Annotated in this window: 14 protein-coding genes, 1 tRNA gene and 2 pseudogenes; 12 read left to right on the forward strand and 5 right to left on the reverse strand. The window is 43.6% G+C overall.

Translation table 11 applies throughout. The features are described from left to right. Nucleotides 1–86 precede the first annotated feature (86 nt). From KA717_02375 to KA717_02420, 10 genes and pseudogenes are all read left to right on the forward strand, one after another. Complete coding sequence (locus KA717_02375; protein ID UXE64531.1) at nucleotides 87–1,604, forward strand: DUF1800 domain-containing protein; 1,518 nt, start codon at nucleotides 87–89, stop codon at nucleotides 1,602–1,604. An 83-nt stretch (nucleotides 1,605–1,687) separates the two neighbouring features. After that, a complete protein-coding gene (locus tag KA717_02380) occupies nucleotides 1,688–2,914 on the forward strand; it encodes a DUF1501 domain-containing protein (protein UXE61804.1) in 1,227 nt (408 codons plus the stop codon). A 169-nt stretch (nucleotides 2,915–3,083) separates the two neighbouring features. Further along, on the forward strand, nucleotides 3,084–3,719 hold the full coding sequence (locus KA717_02385) for an alpha/beta hydrolase (GenBank protein UXE61805.1): 636 nt from the start codon (nucleotides 3,084–3,086) through the stop codon (nucleotides 3,717–3,719). Nucleotides 3,720–3,934: 215 nt separating this feature from the next. Then, a complete protein-coding gene (pntA, locus tag KA717_02390; protein UXE61806.1) occupies nucleotides 3,935–5,536 on the forward strand; it encodes a Re/Si-specific NAD(P)(+) transhydrogenase subunit alpha in 1,602 nt (533 codons plus the stop codon). 21 nt (nucleotides 5,537–5,557) lie between these two features. Further along, the gene (locus KA717_02395) at nucleotides 5,558–6,088 is read left to right on the forward strand and encodes a hypothetical protein (protein UXE61807.1); all 531 of its coding nucleotides are present in this window, start codon (nucleotides 5,558–5,560) and stop codon (nucleotides 6,086–6,088) included. Nucleotides 6,089–6,238: 150 nt separating this feature from the next. Then, a complete protein-coding gene (gene pntB, locus KA717_02400) occupies nucleotides 6,239–7,681 on the forward strand; it encodes a Re/Si-specific NAD(P)(+) transhydrogenase subunit beta (protein ID UXE61808.1) in 1,443 nt (480 codons plus the stop codon). A 539-nt stretch (nucleotides 7,682–8,220) separates the two neighbouring features. Beyond that, nucleotides 8,221–9,525 (forward strand): DUF839 domain-containing protein, encoded by a 1,305-nt coding sequence (locus tag KA717_02405; GenBank protein ID UXE61809.1) that lies wholly within the window; start codon nucleotides 8,221–8,223, stop codon nucleotides 9,523–9,525. A gap of 59 nt (nucleotides 9,526–9,584) precedes the next feature. Next, a pseudogene (locus KA717_02410) lies at nucleotides 9,585–10,866 on the forward strand (ISKra4 family transposase). A 69-nt stretch (nucleotides 10,867–10,935) separates the two neighbouring features. Next, the gene (locus KA717_02415; GenBank protein UXE61810.1) at nucleotides 10,936–12,003 is read left to right on the forward strand and encodes a DUF839 domain-containing protein; all 1,068 of its coding nucleotides are present in this window, start codon (nucleotides 10,936–10,938) and stop codon (nucleotides 12,001–12,003) included. Nucleotides 12,004–12,328: 325 nt separating this feature from the next. Beyond that, a tRNA-Pro gene (locus KA717_02420) sits at nucleotides 12,329–12,402 on the forward strand. 125 nt (nucleotides 12,403–12,527) lie between these two features. Here the strand turns inward: KA717_02420 and KA717_02425 are convergent. Then, nucleotides 12,528–12,740: pseudogene (locus tag KA717_02425) on the reverse strand (IS4 family transposase). 733 nt (nucleotides 12,741–13,473) lie between these two features. Between KA717_02425 and KA717_02430 the strand changes: the two are divergent. Next, nucleotides 13,474–14,538, forward strand: coding sequence for a hypothetical protein (locus KA717_02430; protein UXE61811.1), 1,065 nt, complete (start codon nucleotides 13,474–13,476; stop codon nucleotides 14,536–14,538). A gap of 275 nt (nucleotides 14,539–14,813) precedes the next feature. Here KA717_02430 and KA717_02435 read toward each other — a convergent pair whose 3' ends face one another. The 4 genes from KA717_02435 to KA717_02450 all read right to left on the reverse strand — a co-directional run bounded on the left by KA717_02435 (nucleotide 14,814) and on the right by KA717_02450 (nucleotide 18,007). After that, entirely contained in the window at nucleotides 14,814–15,989 is a 1,176-nt protein-coding gene (locus KA717_02435) for an IS4 family transposase (GenBank protein ID UXE61812.1), read from the reverse strand. Between the two features lie 17 nt (nucleotides 15,990–16,006). After that, nucleotides 16,007–16,201, reverse strand: coding sequence for a transposase (locus KA717_02440; GenBank protein ID UXE61813.1), 195 nt, complete (start codon nucleotides 16,199–16,201; stop codon nucleotides 16,007–16,009). A 240-nt stretch (nucleotides 16,202–16,441) separates the two neighbouring features. After that, entirely contained in the window at nucleotides 16,442–16,831 is a 390-nt protein-coding gene (locus KA717_02445) for a transposase family protein (GenBank protein ID UXE61814.1), read from the reverse strand. Nucleotides 16,832–16,834: 3 nt separating this feature from the next. Beyond that, nucleotides 16,835–18,007, reverse strand: a complete 1,173-nt coding sequence (locus tag KA717_02450) for a transposase (protein ID UXE61815.1) — start codon at nucleotides 18,005–18,007, stop codon at nucleotides 16,835–16,837. 414 nt (nucleotides 18,008–18,421) lie between these two features. Here KA717_02450 and KA717_02455 point away from each other — a divergent pair, with 414 nt between their 5' ends. Beyond that, complete coding sequence (locus KA717_02455) at nucleotides 18,422–21,004, forward strand: M4 family metallopeptidase (protein UXE61816.1); 2,583 nt, start codon at nucleotides 18,422–18,424, stop codon at nucleotides 21,002–21,004. Nucleotides 21,005–21,072: the final 68 nt, after the last annotated feature.

Here is a 21,072-nt window from a genome sequence, read left to right on the forward strand (position 1 = left end):
AGGCTAAACTCAACTGACCTGAACCAACGGAGAAAAAGCTAAGTCTATATCGGGAGAACTACTTTGTAATCAAGGATGTTTTGCAAATGAGAGCATCGATTCGGTTTAGGACAAAATTATTATGTCTCATTCTCAGTATTGCGTTTTGGTTTGTCTTAATAGTTCCCGTTCAAGCGCAGTCACTCCCTTATTTTGCTGTTCTCTCCCCGCCAGGCGAGCCTTTAGCACTGCATGTTCTTAATAGACTGAGTTTTGGTCCAAAATCTGGTGATTTAGAACATATTCAGGCGATCGGGATAGACGCATATCTTCAGGAGCAACTTTCCCCGAATAATCGGCTTCAGCCGATAGATCTTGAACAAAAACTTGATCGCTTATCTAGTATTTTTCTAACTTCTCCCCAATTATTGCAAATTTTTCCTCAATCTATACAAGGGAAAAAGCTCACCCTCGAAGAACGAAACCAGTTCAGACGACTAATCCGTTCGCAAGCTATTACAGCTCGCCTATTAAGAGCGACAGAAAGCCCGCAACAGTTACAGGAAATAATGACGGCTTTTTGGTTTAATCATTTCAATGCTTCTTTCGATAAAGGCAATAATAGTATACTGATTAGCTCCTATGAAAATCAAGCTCTACGGCCCAATGCACTCGGCAATTTTCGAGATTTATTAGAGGCAACAGCGAAACATCCTGTTATGTTGACCTATCTTGACAATATTCGCAATCAAGCTCCCAATCCTCGTAATCCTAAGGTCGGAATCAATGAAAACTATGCCCGTGAGCTGCTAGAATTACATACCCTTGGTATAGATGGTGGTTACAAACAGTCAGATGTCATTGCTTTAGCACGAATTTTAACAGGGTGGGGAATTGTATCAGGAAAACAGTTAGCCGATGTCGATCTGAAGGGTAATGGTTTTTATTTTGAAAGCAAGCGTCATGATTTTAGCGATAAGGTTTTTCTTGGTCGCACCATTAAGGGAACAGGAGAAGCGGAGGGAGAGCAAGTTTTAGATATTTTAGCCAAACATCCTGCAACAGCGAAACATTTAAGTTATAAATTAGCTCAATATTTTGTCAGCGATCGCCCGCCTCAATCTTTAGTGAATCGTCTTAGCCAAAGCTATTTAAAGAGTGATGGCAATATTAAAGCGGTTTTGGATACCTTGTTTCATAGTCCCGAATTTCGAGATCCCCAATACTTTGGTAAAAAATTTAAAACTCCCTACGAATATGTGGTTTCTAGTATTCGTGCAAGTGATTTAAAAATTACTAATGCAGGCAAGGTTGATGGGATACTAAAGCAAATGTCAATGGGAATTTATGATTGCCTCACTCCTAATGGTTATGCCAATACCGAAGAGGTTTGGTTAAACCCTGATGCTTTATTACGACGTTTAACTTTTGCAACCATCGTAACTAGCAAAAAAGTTGGATTTTTGAAACCCTCTGATCCTACGTCGTCATCTCTCAAAACAGAAGATTTGTACCGTACCTTGGGTGATAGATTTTCTAAGAATACTCAACAAGTGATCGCCAATAGTCCTCCCGATCAAGGGGCAATGTTAATTTTGGGAAGCCCTGAATTTATGTATCACTAACAATTGTGATTCTGTAACTTAAGACTGTTTTATTTGTTAGTTGATTTTTTAGCGCACAAAAAAACTATTTGGTGGACTTACCTATGAAACGACGAGATTTTTTACAATACGGAACCCTCGCAACAGGCAGTCTCTTTCTCAGCTTGGGAGCTAGTCAATGGCTGTTTAAAGCTCAAGCTGCGACTTCTTCCCCCCAAAGACTGATCGTAATTCTTTTACGAGGAGCCGTTGATGGGTTAAATATACTTGTTCCTTATGCCGACCCCACTTATTACGAAGTTCGTCCCCAAATTGCGATCGCCGCTCCCAATAACGCCAACGGTGCATTAGCTTTAGACGACCGATTTGGCTTACATCCCTCCCTATCCTCCCTGCTGCCACTCTGGCAAAACAAGAGCCTAGCTTTTATTCCTGCTTCTGGTTCTCCTGATCCCACTCGTTCTCATTTTGAGGCCCAAGATTATCTGGAAAGCGGTACACCTGGCCAGAAAAAAACTACGACAGGTTGGCTAAATCGCTTACTCGCCGAATTTAATGACCGAAATCCTGTACAAGCTGTGAATGTTGGTAATACAACACCTCGTATTTTAATCGGCCCTCATGCGATCGCCAGTTTAGCCCCTGGCAATGCTGCTAATCGTTCCCTTCCTATTGACCAACCTAAAATTAGCAATGCTTTTGATCGTTTGTATCAAGGACAGGCTAGTATTGATCGAATTTATCGGGAAGCTCGAACCGCTCGGCAGATATTATTAGCAAATTTAAACAAGGAAATGACAGCGGCCAGTCAAGGGGCCCCGTTACCCAATGGTTTTGTTGGAGACGCTCAACGAATCGCCAAAATTATGACCCAAGATCCCAACGTACAAATAGCCTTTATTGATTTGGGCGGATGGGACACCCATGTTGATCAGGGCAGTTCCCAGGGATCATTAGCCAACCGATTGCAGCCCTTAGGAGAAGGTGTAGCTGCCTTAGTTCAAGGATTAGGGAATCTTTACAAAAACACAGTTATCGTCGTGATGTCGGAATTTGGCCGCACAGTACGAGAAAATGGCAGTGGAGGAACGGATCACGGACATGGCAATGTAATGTGGTTAATGGGAGGCAGCCTAAAAGGAGGTCAAATATACGGTAGCTGGCGAGGTCTAGCAACGTCAGAACTTTACGAAGAAAGAGATGTACCTGTCTTGACAGATTTTCGAGATCCTCTCTCAACAATTTTGGCAGGGCATTTCCAATTAAGTTCTGCCCAACTGAAGCGAGTCTTTCCAGACTACGGAATACAGCAACATTTACCGTTTCTTTAGTTTTAATCCAGTGCAATCGTCATCGACCTGAGACAAAATTAGAATATAAGAGGCGGGTTTTCCTTTTCTTATTTTTTGCAGGATGGGATCTTGGCCGTTTGGCTTATTGGCTGTCGGCAAAGGACAGATGGACAGATCCATCGCTAAAATAGAAAATAATTGAGTTACTTTGGGGAGCAAACCTCTGTCTCTTACTTTTGTCTCTGTTCTACCGGAAAACGGACTACCCCCTCAACATCTATTAGTTTTACTACATGGTTGGGGAGCGGATGCCAATGATTTGTCGCCTTTGGCTTCTATCTTAAATTTGCCGACCTATCAAAGTATTTTTCCCAACGCTCCCTTTTCCCATCCTCAGTTTTCTTGGGGGAGGGCTTGGTATGACCTTGAGCGTCAAGATTATCGAGGTTTGGTGGAATGTCGTCAGATGTTACAAGCTTGGTTGTTGTCCTTGGAAGCAGAAACCGGGATTCCTTTAGAGCGCACTATTCTAGGGGGTTTTTCCCAGGGAGCAGCCATGGCTCTGGATGTGGGTCTAAGTTTGCCGGTGGCGGGCCTATGTAGTTTGAGTGGTTATCTGCATTTTCAGCCTCAGCATCTACCCTCTTCCCCACCGCCCATTTTTATGGTTCATGGTCAACAAGATATGGTCGTACCTATTCAGGCAGCCCATCAAGCCCGCAATGAGCTTAAGGCGATCGCGGCCCAGGTGGAATATCACGAATTGGCAATGGGTCATGAGATCCCTCAGTTGGTGTTGCAACTTTTGAAAACGTTTATTGAAAACCATACCGTGCCGGTCTGAGTCTGAAATTCTTAGATATTTTCTGAGGTTAGGATTGCCGTCAATATAAAATATTTTAAAGAAATTGGCTTAAAAACGAGTAAGCATTTTAAGATGCAAAGGATATCCCAAGAAAACGGAAAAAGCGATAATTTTGTCATCCGGTCTGAAAAAAAAGTCCTGGGTTACAAACTAAAGAGCTTACCGTTAGCTTGGCCTCAATCTCAGAAAACGCTATGACCATTGCTGCGCCAAAATCTCTCGAAACCTCAGACGCTGATCTGCCAGCGAAGAAAAAGTCTAAAATCATTGGTGTTCCCTCAGAAACATATCCCAATGAATGTCGGGTAGCTGTAACCCCTGATACTGCTCAGAAACTTCAAAAACTTGGTTTTGAGATTATTGTACAAACGGGAGCCGGAGCCAAGGCCAATTTTGCTGATGCTCTCTATGAGCAGGTGGGTTGTCAGATTGTCCCCGATGCGTCAACCATCTTTTCCACCGCCGATATTATTCTCAAGGTTCGTCAACCTTCTCTCACTGAAGTTGAGAACTTTCCCCTAGGAAAAACTCTGATTAGTTTTATTTGGCCAGCCCAAAATGCTGAATTACTGGAAAAATTAGCCGAAAAACAGGCTACGGTGATTGGAATGGATGCGGTGCCTCGTATTAGTCGTGCCCAAAAGTTAGATGCCCTCAGTTCCATGGCCAATATTGCCGGTTATCGCGCTGTTATTGAGGCTGCTAATAATTTTGGCCGCTTTTTCACTGGACAAATTACTGCTGCCGGTAAGGTTCCCCCTGCTAAAGTGCTGGTCATTGGGGCCGGTGTGGCTGGTTTGGCGGCGATCGGAACCGCCAAGGGATTAGGGGCGATCGTTCGTGCTTTTGATACTCGACCAGTGGTTAAGGAACAGATAGAAAGTCTGGGCGGAGAATTCCTGATGCTGGAATTTAAGGAAGATGGCACTGGGGAAGGTGGTTATGCCAAAACCATGAGTAAGGAATTTATCGATGCGGAAATGGCTCTTTTTGCTGAGCAGGCCAAGGAAGTCGATATTATTATTACGACGGCTTTGATTCCTGGACGACCGGCTCCGAAGTTGATTACGGAAGCGATGGTTGCCAGTATGAAGGCGGGTTCTGTTGTGGTTGACCTGGCCGCAGAACAGGGCGGTAATTGTGAGGTCACGAAGCCTGGAGAAGTTTATCGCTATAACGATGTCACGATTATTGGCTATACCGATTTACCGAGTCGTATGGCGAATCAGTCTAGTCAGCTATATGGTACTAATCTTTGGCATTTGCTCAAGGATATGGGCGGGTCTGAAGAGTATCAGGTGAATTTGGAAGATGAAGTCGTACGAGGAGCTTTGATTCTCCATGAGGGCAAAATTACCTGGCCGCCTCCCAAAATTGCTGCTCCTTCCCCCCAAACGACCAGTCCTACTCCTAAGGTAGAGGTGACAACAGTTAGCACGGAAAAGACTCAAAAAAAATCGAATGGTTTAGTCTGGGTGGTGTTAGCAGCCTTGGCTTTGGTGGGGATTGGTGTCGGTGCGCCGGCTTCTTTCTTATCTCATTTAACGGTATTTGTACTGGCTTGTTTGGTGGGTTGGCAGGTGATTTGGAATGTTTCGCCTGCGTTGCATACGCCTTTGATGAGTGTGACGAATGCGATTAGCGGCATCATTATTATCGGTGGGATGTTACAGATTTCTGGCCCGTTAAATTCTCCAACGACTATCCTTGGCGCGATCGCCATTTTGGTCGGTACAATCAATATTTCAGGTGGTTTTTTAGTAACCCAACGAATGCTAAAAATGTTCAAACGTTAATCTTTTAATGAGGGAACTAAGATGGCCAGAAAATCAAAGGAATTTCGTCAGCTATTCTATCAAGACAGTGTGCAATCTGCCAGGGTTTCGCGTCTCTCCACACAAAGCCAAAGAGAAAGTGAAGCTTTTAGACGTTTTAAAGCAACTCTAGAAGGTCAACCTGAAAATGAAGGGAAGATTTTTATTACGAATCCCCAGGGGTTTGGGAAAATGTCTGAAAAGCTGATGAAATTTATCCGTCCCTATTTGCATACGACGGAAAGCTATGAAGACCGTCTATGTCTTTTTGATATGGCCGTTCTGGCCTGGAATTTAGCGATTCTGCCCTCTGCCAAACGAGAGGAATTTTTGACTAGTTACCTTGCAGAACAAGTTAATCCACTAGACCGAGAAGCCCTAGAAATGTTTGTCGATTTTCGGGATTTACTCACAGAACTCATTCAACGAAAATTAAAACTCTTTGGCAAAGAGAAACGTTTTATTGATGATTTTCAGTTGGTCGAAGATGATGAGGAACTTCGGGTAATGGTAACGTCTTCGTTGTCTCTCTAAGTCTCTTAGGAAAGGGCGATCGCTGATCCTATGCTTGATCCTATTGAGATTAAGTTAATTGCCATTGGGGGCAAACATGACGTGCTAATACAAAACCCTAACTCCCAACGATTCACTTTCAACTATTCACTCTCAACTATTTACTCAATCATGTCCAGCAGTTTACAAACCGTCGCCTATATTGCGGCCAGTGTGCTTTTTATCTTTAGCTTGGGTGGACTGTCTAACCAAGAAACGGCTCGCAAGGGAAATGTTTACGGCATCATCGGAATGTTAATTGCGGTTTTGGCCACCGTTCTCGGTAGTAGTTTTTCGGGATACGCAGCCTTATTCGGGGCGATTATTCCAGCCGTTTTCATTGGAGCCATTTTAGCTTCCCGTGTGGCCATGACCTCCATGCCAGAATTGGTGGCTATTCTCCATAGTTTTGTGGGTTTAGCAGCCGTTTTAGTGGGTGTTGCTAATTATTTAGCCCCCGATCCGGCGATCACTGGCGTAGAAGAAACCATCCACCAAATTGAGATTTACGTCGGCACTTTTATTGGGGCTGTCACCTTTACCGGTTCGATTATTGCTTTTGGTAAGTTGCGAGCCATTATTAGTAGCAAACCCTTGTTATTACCGGCTCGTCATCTGCTCAATATTGGTCTTTTAGTTGGTTCGGTCATTCTCGGTGTTCAGTTTATGGGTCTGGAGGCTCCCCAGGGATTGCAACCGTTACTAATTATGTCTGCTCTAGCGGGTATTCTCGGTTTGCACCTGGTGGCGGCGATCGGGGGTGCGGATATGCCGGTGGTCATTTCCATGCTGAATAGCTATTCGGGCTGGGCGGCGGCGGCGGCGGGTTTTATGCTTTCCAATGATCTGTTAATTATTACTGGGGCTTTGGTGGGCAGTAGTGGCGCGATTCTGAGTTACATTATGTGTCGGGCGATGAACCGTTCTTTTATTAGCGTTATCCTCGGTGGTTTTGGGGAAGGGGTTAGTAAACCGAGTAGTTCAGAAACATCCTCGCCGGTGGGTACGGTGACAGCAACAACGGTGGATGAGGTCGCTGATCTCTTGCTTAGTGCCTCCAGTGTGATTATTACCCCTGGTTATGGTATGGCAGTTGCCCAAGCTCAACACGCGGTTTCTGACATTACCAAGCTACTCCGCGATCGCAAAATTCCGGTGCGTTTTGGTATTCATCCGGTGGCGGGGCGTTTACCCGGTCACATGAATGTGTTATTGGCTGAGGCAAATGTTCCCTACGACATCGTGTTGGAAATGGACGAAATCAATGAAGATTTTCCTGAAACGGATGTAGTCTTAGTGATTGGAGCTAATGATACAGTAAACCCCAGCGCGTTGGAAGATCCTGGTAGCCCGATCGCCGGAATGCCTGTGTTAGAAGTTTGGAAATCCCATCATGTGGTAGCAATGAAACGCAGTATGGCTTCGGGTTATGCGGGCGTGGAAAATCCTTTGTTTTATAAGGAAAATACCCAGATGTTATTTGGCGATGCGAAGAAAAATGTTGATGCGATTCTCAGTAATTTGCGAGAAAAATTAGACAGTGGTAAATTAGAGAAGGTGTTAGTTAAGGCTTAATCTGAATTGAAAGGGAGAGACCAAATCTTTCCCTTTTCCATTTATTTTCTGAAAATTTTCTCATTATCGCGATCACCAAGAATATGATAATCAGCATTGAGCAAATATAAAAAAGATTGCTACTTTCTTAAGCAAAAACCTATTTACAGAAAATAAACCGTGATCGCTTTTTGAAAGTTAAATTAAATACGAATATATTGACAGGGAGGCTTATACGAGGACAGACACAACGGACAGTCATAACGCGATCGCTGTTTTCAAAATTTTATCATCCTTATCTTTTTTGATGGATGAACTTACTGAACGAACTCAAGACGCGATCGCCTTATAGAATCAGTACAGGATGTCGCATTAAGGCTTGGGAAAGAGAAAATACCTTGGACTGCTCATCACATCATTAGACCTTATTGACTTGTTAACCAAAGGATCATCTTCTGATGATTTTTCTTTAATGTCTCAACGTTAGGATTCAAAACTGTTGGGATATACAGCATTTTTAGTTAAAGAAAAATTGAGAACAAAAAATCGAAAAAGTCCTTATGTCTAATGTAAGCCGCAGACAAATTTTGTATTTCTTAGGTGGTAGTGCTGGTGTCGCCGTTCTGGATTCCGTATTAGGAGGTCGCTCAACTTTATTACCGAGCGCATCGGCCCAAACAGCCTCTTTTACGCCAGTTCGTGTTCCCCATCCTCTCGATATTTATCAAGAAAAATCCAGTTGGTTATCCACAGGGGTGGGAACTGGAGAAACGCTTCCTCCCGCAACCAATCCAAACCTGAGCAGTTTCAGTGTTACGGATGATGTCGTTGTTCCGCCAGAATTTGAACGTTATGTGATTGTCCAATGGGGCGATCGCGTTTTCCCTGATGCCGACGACTATTTTGGCTATAACTGTGACTACACAGGCTTTGTCCCCCTCAATGGCGATAATGCTGGTTTGCTTTGGGTGAATCATGAATATGTTTCTTTCCCGATTTCCACTTTAGCCCCTGGAACCCCTAGCGATCTAGCCACCTTTCCCACTTCCTTTGCGGCGGTGATTGGTTTCAATCTGCCTACAGCTACCAGTGTGTCAGCCCTATCTCCTACAGATAGAAGACTTTTATTCGGAGAATTTCTTTACAATCTTGGTGGTTCCGTCGTTCGTATTCAGAAAAATCGCCAAGGACGTTATCAAGTTCAGCGAGATCCTCGAAACCGTCGTCTGACAGGACTTTCTGGATTAGCCATCAATGCTAGTCGTTCTGATGCCTATAAGACGGTTATCTCCTGGGGAGTCACTCCCCACCAACAAGGGAATTACAATTACTTAGTGGGAACGGGCCCAGCCTCTATACAAGTTTTCAATCTTAGTACTGATGGTTTAGGGAATCGAATTATCGGTACAGCCTATAACTGCTCTGGCGGTACAACGCCCTGGGGAACAGTTCTATCAGGAGAAGAAAACTTCCAAGGCGATGCAACCTTCTTTGTGGGAGTAACGGAAGCGGTTCAACCCAATGGAACTCAAACCGCATATATCAGTGGGACGACCGGTGCTGAATTTGGCTTGGTAGGGGAAAAATACGGTTGGATGGTTGAAATTGATCCAGCAACACCCTCTGTTCGAGCGAAAAAACATACAGCCCTAGGTCGTTTCCGCCATGAAAATATTGGCTTACGAGCAGAAGCCGGTAAAAAGCTGATTGCTTACATGGGAGACGATCGCCGAGGTGGTCATACCTACAAATTTGTGAGCAGTGGCACAATCAACTCTAACCTTGCAAATAAAAACAATAGCCAATTATTTGAGAACGGAACTTTGTACGTTGCCAAATACAATGCCGATGGGTGCGACCTTTAGTTGATGAAGGAAAAGAAAAGTGTTAACATGAGATGAAAAGTGACAAAGAGGAAACAATGATGACAGCAAAACTAATTAATGTAGAGGGTTCAAAGATAAAAATAGAACTAACATTAGAACTCAGTCGTTCAATGTTGGATACAGAAATAAATATTCAAAAAGGCTTAAACGAAGTAGGTTGCATCGCCAGCAAAGAAGCCTTGAAATATTTAGATACAGATGGTTCACCCTTAAAAATCGGTGAAGAAATCTGGAAGAGTAAGGGAGAGCAACCGAAAGAATATCAAACACCTTATGGTGAGGTTATAGTGAATCGTCATGTATATCAGCGTTCACCTTTGAGGAAAAACGTATTGCCCCTTAGAAAGAGAAGCAAGGATAATCATAACATCAACGCCATTATTGGCAAAACAGGTATCCTCAAAAATGTCAGGGATGGCAGGCAAAGAGGTGAAAAATGATTTATTAGAAAATCATGGTAGAAAAGTAGCGCTATCCTATATCCAAAGATTGAGTGAAGCAGTAGGAAGTGTGGTACAGGCAAAAGAAGAAGCGTGGAGTTATGCCCCGCCCAAGGAGGATAGCCAAATTGCAACAGTGGGAATAGGATTAGATGGAACCTGTATGCTGATGTGTGAGGATGGCTACCGTGAAGCAATGGTGGGAACCGTTTCCCTATACGATAGTGAAGGCGAACGTCAACATACAATCTATCTAGGTGCGGCACCAGAGTATGGAAAAAAGAGTTTTCTAGAAAGATTAGAAAGAGAAATTGAGCGAGCGAAAAAACGTTATCCAGAGGCAACATTGGTCGGGATAGCAGACGGGGCAGAATCAAATTGGAAGTTTTTAGAAAAGCAAACGGAAGAACAGATATTAGATTTCTATCATGCCTCTGGTTACTTAGGTGCCTTGGCAGAAGCGTTGCATCCGAATACAGTGTCAAAACAAAAAGAATGGTTGACTGAAAATTGTCGAGAACTCAAGCATGAAAAAGGAAAAGCAGGAGAACTGCTAAATCTGATGAAAGAAGTCAAAGAAGAAAAAAGTCATTCTAAGAATCTTACCGAGAAACTACAAGCGGCGATTACTTATTACGAGAATCATCAGCATCAAATGGATTATGCTGAATACATAGAGAAAAAGTATCCGATTGGTTCAGGTGTTACGGAAGCAGCTTGTAAGACGTTGGTCAAACAACGATTATGTTGTTCAGGGATGCGATGGAAGGAAAAAGGAGCAGGAATTATTTTGAGCCTACGAGCTTTGGTATTGACCAAGGAACGATGGAGTCAATTTTGGGCAAAACTTGATCAATATGGGTTCCCTGTAGAACCCTGATTACAACAGCTTTTATCAACTAAAGGTCGCACCCATGCCGATGGCACAGGACAATGGATTCCTCTCTTAATGTCAACCCCCACCAACCCCAATGTACCGAGTGTCCTATCTTCTGTACAGTTGGCCCAGCAGGGAGCGATTAGTAGTAACGGGAATACCTACTTTCCCCGTCGTGCGGGGATTGCCGGTCAAACTGAAAACGGTGGATCTTTTCAGATGACCGTTGCCAATGAAGCCACCTCTTTACCTGGTTATCAAAATAAAACCTTAGCTGATTTCTATACTAGCCAAGGAGCAATTTTGTGTGATACCTATCTGGCCTCTAATTTGGTAGGCGGAACCCCCGGCGGTCGTCCAGAGGATCTCGAAGTTCATCCCCTCACCCAAGAAGTCTTTATTTCCTATACTGATAATCGCCCCTCCGGTGACGGCTATCCTGATTCTCGAATTTTTGTTGTCGCTAAATACAACGCAAATCTAAATACCACCCAACATTTTGGTGGACTCTACAAGATTACCGAAGATAGCAGCGATGGCAGTGGAACCACTTTTCACTGGCAAATTTTTAAACAGGGCGGTGAAGATAACACCACGGGTGGCGGCGGCATCAATGCACCCAACGGGACTGGCTTTGCGATGTCGGATAATTTGGCTTTCGATCCTCAAGGAAATCTGGTCGGCGTTATTGATATGTCAACGGATAAGCATAACGGCTTCTCCACCGGAGCTAATCCGACCCAAACTACCATTGATCACACCGTCGTCGGAAATGCTGAAAACCTACTGGGTTGCTTTGGCAATAACTGGATGTATGTGATTCCAGCTAGTGGAACTGATGCGGGTAAAGTTATTCCTTTGGCCTATGGCCCCGTGCGCTGTGAAATGACTGGCCCCACTTTTGTCGGGAATACCTTGCTGTTATCAGTTCAGCACCCTTCGGAAGATTCCCCCATCGGGAATACCACTTTGCTAAATCGTCAGATTCAAATTCTTGCTTTAGATGGAACGACCTTTAATCAAAATCGGACGGTTCCTCGTGGTAGTAATTGGCCCAGTAACCTAATCGGAGATCCTTCTGGGCCACCTCGTTCAGCAGTTATTGGCATTCAACGACAGGGAGGAGGAGCTTTCTTTTAAGATTTTAAGATCTAGTCAGTTCAATGTATTACAGGGGTCAACCTGGCCCCTGTTTTTCGTTTTAGCCGCAGCCTGGCAAGGCCTGAAAGTTCGACCTTACGTTATAATTACTGCAAAAAGTCATGGTTATGGATACAAAAAATTTAAGCGATCGCGTCCATCTTATTAGTCCATCTTATTAGTCCATCTTAACAAGCGGTTGAACCGTCAGCGATCACGTAGCAAGAAGCTTGACCGTCCTGGGAGCAACGGAGAAAAAACCTGAATTTGATTTTTGTGTAGAGTTGCCAATCAGGTATGCTATACTGTTTAAGCTAATTTTCTACGGGATGTAGCGCAGCTTGGTAGCGCACTTCGTTCGGGACGAAGGGGCCGCAGGTTCAAATCCTGTCATCCCGATGTGGTAAGTAGATGGGTCTTAAAATTTATAAGATCCCCCCGTCCTATGGACACCCCCCTTATCAAGCTGCCGCTGCCGCGTACACACATCTACCTGTCAACCTCGTTTTGCCCCCCCAGCCCCCCTACTGTGTACACACAAGTAGAGTCTGAGCTAGTTTCCATCCGAGCAGAATGGACTCAAACTGTCGCAGCCCGTGTATTAAGGTAGGCATACCAGGGGGACATTGAGAGCGATAGCCAGACCAACCTCCCAGACGAGCGATGAGCCAAGTCGCCCAAGGCAAAGAGAAACACGGGAAAGGATTTTGCTGCTTGGAAGTGCGTCCCTGTAGAGAGTCTGTTGTCTGTTGTCTGTTTACCCACATCCCATCCAGCTCTCTATGATTGGGTCGCTTTCACGGAGGCGAACGGGAGAAGTTAAAACTACTCAACAACGAGTTTGGAATGGGCACTACTTTGAAATTTGGGACTATCGTTATCTCAATCAAGTCCCTCTGCGCGAACAACAACCCGTCTTACTGGTCAATTGGTGTGAGGTGACAGTTAAGCGCCAGTCGGATGGCCAACTGCTCTATCGCAATAGCTGGATTACCAACCACGACCTGACTCCTCAACGGGTCATTCTGCTCTGCTGGACGCAGTCGTTGGCGAACCGAAAATGAGAATCACAATGTTCTTAAAACTCGGGGCTATCATTATAGAACATAATTTTGGGCATGGTCAGCAACATTTGTCCTCTTTTCTGCTGACCCTCAACCTTCTGGCTTTCTTATGACCTACTGTTCTCCATCTGGTCGATGAACGCTATCAACGGGCTCGGATTCAGCGAGGGACTCGCCGGGGCTTTTTTCAAGATGTTATTTGTCTGACCAAGTATCTGTTGTTTGAAAGCTAGCATCACCTTTTAGACTTTATGCTTGATGAGACCATCCCTGTTGCTCGCGTTAATTCCTCTTGATTGTGGATTGGATGTACGCAGCAGAAGCTTCCTATGTTCCGTATCATTTGCCACATTCCTAATTTGGAATTGCTGTCCTATATTCGTTCAAATATTAGGTATTTTGATAAATGGAAAACTCATCTCAAACCAAACTTCCTAATCAGCCATCATCGTCTCCCAAATCACCTTGGTGGAAGCGGGGTTTATTTGGCAAAAATGGCATTATCAGCCAATGGTTTCACAAGTTCCTGAGACGATTTTCTCAAACCCGTGAAACGATCTCTGATAGTACAACCTTCCTTCATCGTCGAGCCATGACCGATATTCGGATTTTAGGTAAAAATGCCGAATTAATTGACAATGAAAAATTTGGACAGGAAGAGTTTTTAATTTTTATTAAGCTTAAATATTTATTGTCTCGTAATATTGGAGACCATGCTGATCTCTATGAAAGTATTCGTCTTTTGCAACTAGCGATCGAGGCCAAGGATAGTTTTATTGCCATTGACCAAACAGAACTCAGCTTTCGCGGTTCTAAACAGCAAGATTTTTACAAATATACAGAAGACTTACTGGGACATTATGAAAATATCGATGTCTTTAGAGAAAATATTCAAGTTAAGTTGTCAGAAGTGATTGCTCAAGTTAAGACCGAGGAAGGTCGGGTCGCACTCCAAGCCTACTCTAAACATTTAAACCGACTCTGTGAGGATGATTTAGGGTTAAAGTTACTTTCCTTATTTAAAACTTTTCAGTTGGCTGACTATTCTGTTTTAAGACAGATTTCAGATCTGATTAAATCTCTGGATAAGCAAGATTTACAGTCCTATAGCACCTTAATTTCCTTAGTAATGGCAAACTTTAATGCCTTTGAAAGCCTACGTAAGATTATTAATGTTTCTGACCGCAATCATAATCCTGATAACTATGCCAGAATGGTTCAGTATATCGCTCTCAATTACCGTCATGGTCTCTCGTTTATCAAGTTTGATGAATTGATGTCTATTTTAAAGCGTTGGTACCGACCCTATCAAACCCTAATTGGTATTCGAGAAGCTCATCCTCCCCACTTATATAAGCAACCTCTTTCTTTCCAAGAACCTATTGCGGGAGAATCAACTTATTTTAAGTATGTTAACTGGTTAACGGATAAAAAAGCGGGCATTACCTACATTGATTTTGGAACAGACTAATTGCTAATGAGAGTTCATCGCCAACCACTTTGAGGCATTTAATAGTGCTATCCGACGCTATTTAGCTGCCTTCCGTCGTCGTACAAATACTTCCTCTAAATCAGTTGTGGGATTACAGCGAGTCCTAGATATTTTTTTTGGATGGTTCATAACTTTGTTCGCAGCCATTTTACGACGAGAAAAGTCTCGGCTGTAGCTCTCGGTATCCTTCAAAAAGGGTTAACTTGGGAGGACTTACTTCAATTCGTGGGCTTTGTTGAACCTGACTTTTCCCGTTAAGTGCGGATTGCAAGCTGCCAGCCTTGGCAAAGGTCATGCAACTTCAACCAACCGCGCCAAAGGACTTGGATACCGAGAGGAGTTTTACGACGATGTTCAAGATAACCACCAAGAAAAGCAACAGACTCGACAGCCCAAGCAACAGTCAAAATAGGGGGAAGTTTTTGAGAGGCGGCTGCTTTTAACACCTGAAGTTGAAGAGGATTAAGAATTTCAATCGCGAGAGCATCGGGCTGGGTACGATGAAGATAAGTAACGTGTAAAAGTTCAACAGCAATGACACTTAAAAAACCCAAAAGAGTTTTCATTCCATCAGAGGCAAGTCGATAACGCTCACTCTGACAACCAGACTTAAGGACTTTATGAAATTCTTCAACCCGCCATCGGTAGGTGTACCAACGAAGAATAGTGACAGCCATCTCAATAGTCTCAACAACTTCTGTAGTCAGAAGCATCCAAGATAAAGGAGTTTCGCCTTCGGGACAATCGATTTCTGTCGCATAAACAGCATAGACATTCAACGGGTCACGATTATCAAAACGATAGGGAGTTCGTAGATTAACTGAGCAAAATCGGACGGCAAGCTTAACCTTCCGTGCTTTTCTTTTTCCTGTACTCGGAATCTCGATTTCTTGATGAAAACGAATCGGTTCTGATTCCAAATGTTGCCAAAGTCGTTCACTATTTTTGTCTAAACTACGATTATGAGACGCTCTGACCAGCACTCCTGTATGCTTGAGTTGACGCACTGAGTCAAAGACTTCTGAAACATCTCCTTCTCTGTCAAATACATGAATTACCCTCGTTGAACTTTCTACCTGTTTCTCACAGGTGTTTAGAGCCTCTACCCATTTGTAGGATTCTTTTTCCTCAAATGGTCTTTGACGAGCTGCTTTTCTTTGTTCTTTCTGTCTTTCTTTTTTCTGCTTCGCCGTTTCATCTGTTGGGGGCTTTTCTTTTACCTCCCTATTCCACAGTTTTTGCCATAATAAACCTAATACTTGTCCTTTTTCTGGCTCAATTGCTAAAGCACTATGCAGTATTAATCCATTCCCTCCTTTTCCAGTCGGCCCATACCCTTCCCTTTTTTCCTTGATATTGCGATAATCTAAGAAGGTCGTATCTCCGACTGATAGCATTATCTTATATTCTTCTACGGCGGCAGTTGTCATTTCACAGTGCGGCTCTATTATCTTGACAAAGTCTGTTTTCGGATTCCCAAAAATTCATAGGCCCTCTTTAACTCGTTTCCTCCCTTAAACACTTCTGATAAGGCTTTTCCAAACCCCTCACTTAACTTTTTCCCAATCGAGAAGGCACGATTGTTTAGCCTCTCGTCTCCCAATTCACAACTGGCAAAGTTTTTTGTCCACCATTCCAACATTTTTTGACCTGCCCTTTAAGATTTTCTCCATTTTACAGTCTCATACTCCCTTCATCCTTTGTTTTTGAAATTTGAACGATAAGCGGGATGATGGCTTCAGAATATTTTTTTCCTGTCAAGAGAATCATTACTCAAACCCTTGCCAGATAAAGCCTCTAGAAGTTTGCATTGCTGGATTTTGGACTTAACGGGAAAAGTCAGTTTGTTGAACCCCTCCAACTGAAGTCTTTTCGTCTCCCGCTAGACAACACGCTCTTTGGAAATTTCTCGGTTGGCCTCTTTTTCTTCGGATGTTAACTCGGCATTGCGCGGCTTCTTCTTCGGTTTATGCGTTGTCACCCCCTCTGGCTCATACCCCTGAAACCCTGTGTCTTTCCACAAATGACTCCCTTGGGTAAAATGGTACTCCTCTTCATCGGCAATCTTTTTGTGGTGCTTCTTTCCAACATAAGTACCGCTTAGATAGAGTACCTTGCTACGCCGGTTACTGATAATGTTGTTTTTAATCGTATGGCGTTTCTTCTTGCCCGAGTAGTGAGTCTTTTTTTCTCCTTGTCTTTCGGTCTCCCAATTGGTCTCTCTGTGCCATCTTTGACATCCTCCTCGGCGTGAACGCACGAGGATTCCCAAACCTCACGATTTGGGTTTCTGTTTCTTCGCACCTGCCTTAACAGATTTACTCTGTTCTGGTCTTACAGTCGCTCCGCAGACTGAAACCGCAAGCCCTGCGGCCAAAATATTTTTACTTGCGTTAATATCTCGATCATGGTTAGTTCCACACTTGGGACACTGCCATTCACGGATATTAAGAGGCATCTTTTCGACAATATGCCCACAAGAATTACATCGTTTTGAACTAGGAAACCATCGGTCAATCTCGACCAATTTTCTTCCATACCAACGACACTTGTAATCCAGTTGTCGAATCAGTTCACTCCACCCACTATCTGAAATAGCAAGAGCGAGTTTGTGGTTTTTAACCATATTCTTAACAGCCAACGACTCAACGGCAATCACTTGATTTTCGCGTACCAAACGAGTCGTCAATTTATGCAAGAAATCTTTTCGAGCATCGGAGATTTCAAGGTGAATTTTAGCTACCTTGATGCTCGCCTTTTCTCTGTTTTTAGAACCTTTTTGCTTACGAGCAAGATTCTTTTGTGCTTTCTTTAAGCGTTTCCGATGCTTTTTGAAATGCTTGGGATTAGTAATCTTTTTCCCGTTGCTATCTGCAATTAGACTTGTTATCCCCAAGTCTATCCCTATCGCATTCTCGTTGACAGGGAGAGGCTTAATTGTTGGATCATCAAATCTGATAGAGATATGCCAACGTCCTGAAGGATGCAGGCTTACTGTAACGGTACTTGGCTCACATCCTTTTGGAATTTGCCTAGACCACCTAATTGGTAATGGTTCAGAACCTTTGGCGAGGTAAATCTCTTTGTCCCTGAACTTGAAGGCTGACTTTGTAAATTCAGCACTGCCGCCATTCCTCTTTTTCTTGAAGGTTGGATATGCTGTTCTTCCTGCGAAGAAATTTGTAAAGGCAGTTTGGAGATGTCGAAGTCCTTGCTGCAAAGGAACACAACTAACTTCATTGAGGAAGTCAAGGTCTTCTTCCTTCTTCCATTGAGTAAGCAGACTAGAAGTTTCGGAATACCCGACTCTTTCCTGCCTCTCATACCATGCCTGAGTTCTTTCGTGGAGAGCCTTATTATAGACCAGTCTTACGCAACCCAAAGTGCGTCGCAATAGCGACTCTTGCTCAGGGGTTGGGTAAAATCTAAGTCGAAAAGCCTTTTCCATGTTTCACATTCTAGCGACTCTTCGTTGAAAGTGTCAACCCACCCCATATAAAGTCGTCCTCCGCTATCGCTAAAGGACGAGGTTTCTACAGCAATTCCAAATTCAAAACTTGATAGCTCTGAAAACCTTACACCAAGAGGACTTTACAATTCTTGACAATTTGGTGAATCGCTGAAACGACGCAAAATCGTTCTGAATTTATTTTTGCTGAGGTTTCTACCCATTTTTCTGATGAAAAACTCTAGGGGTGTAGCCCTGCAAGTCAATTATTACCTACGCTACGATATAGGTGTATTTTGGAGTCGGAGAAAATCCTCGTTTTCCCCGAAATAGCACAGGTCTATATTAATGAACAGCAACACCTTTAGTCTGATCCATGACTCCTTTGGAACTCTTGTCCTGGTTGGAGAGGGATTGAAAGCTTTCAATAACGCCTTAGGAAGTCAAGGAGTTTATACAGCAGAATGGCAAATTAGTAATTTTAGTGATTCTTCCCAGCTTGAGGGAGAAAACGAAAGTACTGTTGGTGGAACTGGATCTTCTGCCCCTAGCAACTCTTCTTTCTCCAATCGTTTGGTGGTTATCTCCACTTCCTTGCCGGTAAATTCTCTCTATCCATCAAGTCTTGGGCAGTTTGTTAGTGAAACGAATACAGGAATAGACTCAGGAAATCAGTCCCAGGGATTGGCCTCTCTATCCAGCGTTACTAAATTAGCGATCGCCGGAACAAATATTGGTAATCAAATCGTTCAGCAAGTTCAAAATTCCCATCCTGGTTTAGCCCAGATTGTCCAGGGAACCCAGGGAAACTATGCCACCTGGTTAAGCTTTGATCCCCATAACGCCCCAGATTTTAACCATCAAGTGGTTTTAGTTAATGCGGCCCAAGGGGTTGGCTATTCTGCTGCCTTCAAAGAGTTATCGAAAGAAAGTGACAGTTTAGGATTTGAACATATTCGCTATCAACAACAGATCAATGGTATCGATGTTGAAAATGCTGTTTATATTGTCCATCTCCGCAACAATAAACTGATTAGTCAAAATGGCAACTGGGTAGAACAAACTCCCGCTAATTTAGCGACCCAGGCAACCTTGAATGAGAAGAATGCCCTAAATTTAGCTTTGTCTTTTGTCGGAGCCAAATCCTATAAATGGCAATCGGCCGAGGAAGAGGCTTTTATTAAAGCAGAATCGGGAGATGCGAAGGCGACCTTTAAACCCCAAGGAGAATTAGTCTATTACTCTGGTGCTGAGAGCTTGAACGGTAGTGGCTTACGGTTAGCCTATAAATTTGACATTTATGCCCAGGAACCTGCTAGTCGTCAGTATGTGTATGTTGATGCCCTAGATGGCAAAATTCTCGGTAAAAACGAAATCTTTAACACGGCCAATAGCTTAGGGCAAGCGGTCTCGAATGGTCAGCTATTGGGGATTAACCGAGGCTCCGGCTCTTTAAATGCGATCGGTACAGCCGCAACGGCCTATAGTGGCACTCAAACCATTACCACAGACAAAGTTTCTAATACCAGTTACCGTCTGCGGGAAACCAGTTCTATCGTTGAGGGCAGTAAGACTTTTACGAAGAAGATTGAAACCTATAATCTTAATCAAACAACCCGTTATGCTCAGGCAAAAGATTTCACTGATTCTGACAATATTTGGAATGCTTCTAGTTCCACTAATCCCAAAGACCAATACGCGCTAGATGCTCACTTTGGGGCGGAAAAAACCTATGACTTTTATAAAAATAATTTCAATCGCGATAGCATTGATAATGCCGGTTTTGCCCTAAAAAGCTACGTTCATTACAGCAAAAATTATTTCAATGCTTTCTGGGATGGCACCCGGATGACCTACGGTGATGGCAATGCCAGTAATGGCAACAAACCGTTAACCTCTCTTGATGTGTGCGGTCACGAAATTACGCATGGTCTGACGGAAAAAACGGCTAATCTCACTTATAGTTATGAATCCGGTGCGCTGAATGAGGGGTTTAGCGATATCTTTGGGACTGCGATTGAAGCCTATGCTCGTCCGACGAATTGGAATTGGACTTTAGGCGAAGATTTTAATTATGTGATACGGGATATGGCTAACCCGAAAACCTATGCTAATCCTGACACCTATAAAGGAACCTACTGGTATTCAGGTTCAGGAGACAGTGGTGGAGTCCATACCAATAGTGGCGTTCTCAATTATTGGTTTGCCTTGTTAACGGAAGGCAGTGGTTCTGGTGTGATGCACCCCACCCTGGATATTGACGGTACGGTGGATACTAATGACAAGGGTTATAAGTTTAGTGTGCAGGGGCTAGGACTGGATAAAGCCCAGGCGATCGCTTACCGAACCCTAACGACTTACCTAGTTCCCACCTCCCAATATGCGGATGCCCGCTTCTATTCTTTGCAAGCGGCGAAAGACTTACAAACCTATAAATATGTGGCTTCAACCCCGACTATCACTGCCAATGATTTAGTGCAACTTAAATATGCTTGGAATGCTGTAGGTGTTGGGGGTGGAACCTCTGCTGGTTATAAAGAAAGTTTTACGGGCACATCGGCCAGTGAGACAGTTCAGGGCGGACAACTTGGCGATATTCTGAGGGGTGTGGATGTTGCAGCCAGCGATCGCGGTACCAACAAAATTGACACCCTTATTGGTAATGGCTCTAGTTTAACGGGTCTGAGCGATGCGGATACTTTCTGTCTAGGAGATAACCTAGGAACCTATTACACTGGCGGCAATAATGCCGATTATGCCCGGTTGATGGACTTTAGTGCGACAACGGATTTACTCAAGCTCAATGCTGCATCCACCTATTTTATGCAAAATGCCCTTACTCCCTCCAAGGTAGAACTGTATTTAGGCAGTAACGCCACCGGCGATCTGGTCGGTATCTTTGAAAATAACAGCTTGTCTAACTTCTTCGCCGGCTCAAATACAGGTATCTCGTTTAGTTCGTCAGCAAACACCCCTAGTTGGGCGACTTTTGCTTAATTGATTGGATTGAATTCAGCAACCTAGTAGTCAGTCATCCTTGATTTGATGGGTAAAAAGTGTGAGAA

The sequence above is a fragment of the Woronichinia naegeliana WA131 genome (genome assembly GCA_025370055.1).
Classification (GTDB): Bacteria; Cyanobacteriota; Cyanobacteriia; order Cyanobacteriales; family Microcystaceae; genus Woronichinia; species Woronichinia naegeliana.

Bases quoted from the DNA above. Each gene is read 5' to 3' on its own strand.
- KA717_02375 (UXE64531.1), top strand. From the start codon at position 87: ATGAGAGCATCGATTCGGTTTAGGACAAAATTATTATGTCTCATTCTC.
- KA717_02380 (UXE61804.1), top strand. From the start codon at position 1,688: ATGAAACGACGAGATTTTTTACAATACGGAACCCTCGCAACAGGCAGT.
- pntA (UXE61806.1), top strand. From the start codon at position 3,935: ATGACCATTGCTGCGCCAAAATCTCTCGAAACCTCAGACGCTGATCTG.
- KA717_02395 (UXE61807.1), top strand. From the start codon at position 5,558: ATGGCCAGAAAATCAAAGGAATTTCGTCAGCTATTCTATCAAGACAGT.
- pntB (UXE61808.1), top strand. From the start codon at position 6,239: ATGTCCAGCAGTTTACAAACCGTCGCCTATATTGCGGCCAGTGTGCTT.
- KA717_02405 (UXE61809.1), top strand. From the start codon at position 8,221: ATGTCTAATGTAAGCCGCAGACAAATTTTGTATTTCTTAGGTGGTAGT.
- KA717_02415 (UXE61810.1), top strand. From the start codon at position 10,936: ATGTCAACCCCCACCAACCCCAATGTACCGAGTGTCCTATCTTCTGTA.
- KA717_02430 (UXE61811.1), top strand. From the start codon at position 13,474: ATGGAAAACTCATCTCAAACCAAACTTCCTAATCAGCCATCATCGTCT.
- KA717_02435 (UXE61812.1), bottom strand. From the start codon at position 15,989: ATGACAACTGCCGCCGTAGAAGAATATAAGATAATGCTATCAGTCGGA.
- KA717_02440 (UXE61813.1), bottom strand. From the start codon at position 16,201: ATGTTGGAATGGTGGACAAAAAACTTTGCCAGTTGTGAATTGGGAGAC.
- KA717_02450 (UXE61815.1), bottom strand. From the start codon at position 18,007: ATGGAAAAGGCTTTTCGACTTAGATTTTACCCAACCCCTGAGCAAGAG.